2 protein-coding genes are annotated in these 2,748 nt (G+C 57.8%); both read right to left on the minus strand.

The features are described 5' to 3' along the window. Nucleotides 1–64 precede the first annotated feature (64 nt). Nucleotides 65–955: an MIP/aquaporin family protein gene (locus QZZ60_RS11145; RefSeq protein WP_295641410.1), complete on the minus strand. Its 891-nt coding sequence runs from the start codon at nucleotides 953–955 to the stop codon at nucleotides 65–67. Between the two features lie 28 nt (nucleotides 956–983). After that, nucleotides 984–2,483, minus strand: a complete 1,500-nt coding sequence (gene glpK / locus QZZ60_RS11150; RefSeq protein WP_295641412.1) for a glycerol kinase GlpK — start codon at nucleotides 2,481–2,483, stop codon at nucleotides 984–986. Nucleotides 2,484–2,748: the final 265 nt, after the last annotated feature.

The following is a 2,748-nucleotide window of genomic DNA, read 5'->3' on the forward strand; positions in this document are numbered from 1 at the left end:
CGGCTCCCGCACTCTTCTGGACTCGGGAAAACGCGGTCGGCACGTCTTTCCGTCCCCGAAGAAATTACTCCATCCAGGGCAGCATGTTGTAAAGACAGACGGCAATGAGACCGCCGACCAGGGGACCGACCAGAGGCACGATGGCGTAATCCCAGTGAGAGCTGCCCTTGCCGCGTATGGGAAGAACGGTATGGGCCAGACGGGGACCCCAGTCACGGGCGGGGTTGATGGCATACCCGGTCAGGCCGCCGAGGCTCATGCCGATGGACACGATGATGCCGAACACCAGAATGTAGTTCACGCCGCCGGGCATGTTGGGCACCTGATTGAGCCCGAGAATGGCGAAGACAAGAACGAAGGTGCCGATGATTTCGCTGAGGAAGTTGCGGAAGCGGTTGGGCACGGCGGGTGACGTGCAGAACACGCCGCGCTTGATGTTGGGATCATCAGTGGCGTCGAACTGATCCTTGAACAGAACATACACGAGACAGGCACCGACGAAGGCTCCGGCCATCTGCGCGATGCAGTAGCCGGGCACCATGCCCCAGCTGAAGTAGCCGCCTGCGGCAAGCGCTATGGTCAGCGCAGGATTGAAATGCGCACCGGAAGCCGCGCCGAAAGTAAACGCGGGGAGCATGACGGCAAGGCCCCAGGCAAAAGTGATCTGAACGGCACCGGCTCCCTTCATGCCGGACCGGTTCAAATTGACGTTGGCAACAACGCCGTCACCGAGAAGAATCAAAATCATCGTTCCAAAAAATTCAGCAAGATAAGGCATATAACTGCTCACGCGATATGTTTTCTTCAGATGAACGGAAAAAGCTCTTCCTTTTCTGATCTCAAGGAAGGAGCCGATCTGCCCTGAACGAAGGACGAGTACCAAGACCCGCCCCGCTTTGACCTCCCCGCAGAGGCTTCCGCGGGGAAGCCGCCGCGGGGAGAATGCGGTCGTCATGCTTCAATGCGTATGTGCTGAAAAAGGGCTAGTCTTCTTCGCGGGCCCAGTTGTAGGCACACTTCACGGCCTTCTTCCAGCCGCGCACCTTCTTGTCACGCTCCACCCGGGTAATCTTGGGACCGAACACCTTGTCGCTGGCCCAGTTGCGGATGACGTCCTCCTTGTTCTTCCAGTAGCCGACGGCAAGTCCGGCCAGATAGGCCGCACCCATGGCCGTGGTTTCCACGCAGACGGGACGGTTGACGGGAGCCTGGTTGATGTCGGCCTGCATCTGCATGAGCAGGTCGTTGGCGGAGGCTCCGCCGTCCACCTTGAGGGACGTCATCTTGATGCCGGAGTCGGCTTCCATGGCACCGAGCACTTCGTAGGTCTGATAGGCCAGAGATTCCAGCGTGGCGCGGATGATGTGGTAGCGGTTCACGCCGCGGGTAAGGCCCACGATGGCGCCTCGGGCATAGGGATCCCAGTGAGGAGCCCCGAGACCGGTGAAGGCGGGCACCACGTAGCAGCCGTTGGTGTCGGACACCTTGCCTGCAAAATACTCGGAGTCGGAAGCGGCATCCAGCACGCGAAGCTGATCGCGCAGCCACTGAATGGCGGAACCGGCCACGAAGATGGAGCCTTCAAGCGCATAGTTCACCTTGCCGTCCAGTCCCCAGGCAATGGTGGTCACAAGGCCGTTCTTGGAGAAGATGGGCTTTTCGCCGGTGTTCATGAGCATGAAGCAGCCGGTGCCGTAGGTGTTCTTGGCCTCTCCGGGCTCAAAGCAGGTCTGACCGAAAAGCGCGGCCTGCTGATCGCCGGCTGCGCCGGCAATGGGAATGACGCCGCCGAACAGCTCCTGCACGGTTTCTCCGTACACGCAGCTTGACGGACGCGCCTCGGGCAGCATTCTCGCGGGAATGCCCATCTCGGCCATGATCTCTTCATCCCACTTCAGGTCAACGATGTTGAAGAGCATGGTGCGGGCGGCATTGGAATAGTCCGTAATATGCACCTTGCCGCCGGTGAGCTTCCATATGAGCCAGGTTTCCACGGTGCCGAACAGAAGCTGACCGGCTTCTGCCTTTTCCCTTGCTCCGGAAACGTTTTCCAGAATCCAGCGAATCTTCGTGCCGGAAAAGTACGGATCGATGACCAGACCGGTCTTGGCCCGGAAGGACTCGGTAAGGCCCTTGGCCCGCAGACTGTCGCAGTATTCGGCCGTGCGACGGTCCTGCCATACGATGGCGTGATGGATGGGCTCTCCGGTTTCCCGGTCCCACACGATGGTGGTCTCGCGCTGGTTGGTGATGCCTATGGCGGCGATGTCCTCGGCCGTGGCGTCTATCTTTGCCAGAGCCTCGGCCGCCACGGCGTACTGGGTGAGCCATATTTCCATGGCGGCGTGCTCCACCCAGCCGGGCTGGGTGAAGTACTGGGTGAACTCCTTCTGTGCAATGCTGCAGGCCTCGCCCTTCTCATTGAACAGAATGCAGCGATTGGATGTCGTGCCCGCATCCAGTGCCATCACATATTTGGACATGACAAAAATCCTCCTTTCCGATGCTGTGCGGCCAAAGCGGGAGCCTTCATTTCATGATATGCAAAAAAACGGCAGAAATACATGAAAGCCTCTGTCATTTTTTATAAAAATCATGTAATAAAAACCGGTTGTCATAACCGGCCACCCATGCTCCGCGCTTTCCGTCCTTCAACTGTTAGTGTTATCTCTATAATACAAATATTTCATGAAAATGGCAATAAATTAACAATTATGACATTTCTTCATATACGCGAAACATATGGAC

Origin of the sequence: uncultured Mailhella sp. (assembly GCF_905187505.1) — a bacterium.
In the GTDB taxonomy this organism is placed as follows: Bacteria; Desulfobacterota; Desulfovibrionia; order Desulfovibrionales; family Desulfovibrionaceae; genus Mailhella.

Coding starts and splice junctions, on each gene's coding strand:
- QZZ60_RS11145 (WP_295641410.1), bottom strand. CDS start 955: ATGACGACCGCATTCTCCCCGCGGCGGCTTCCCCGCGGAAGCCTCTGC.
- glpK (WP_295641412.1), bottom strand. CDS start 2,483: ATGTCCAAATATGTGATGGCACTGGATGCGGGCACGACATCCAATCGC.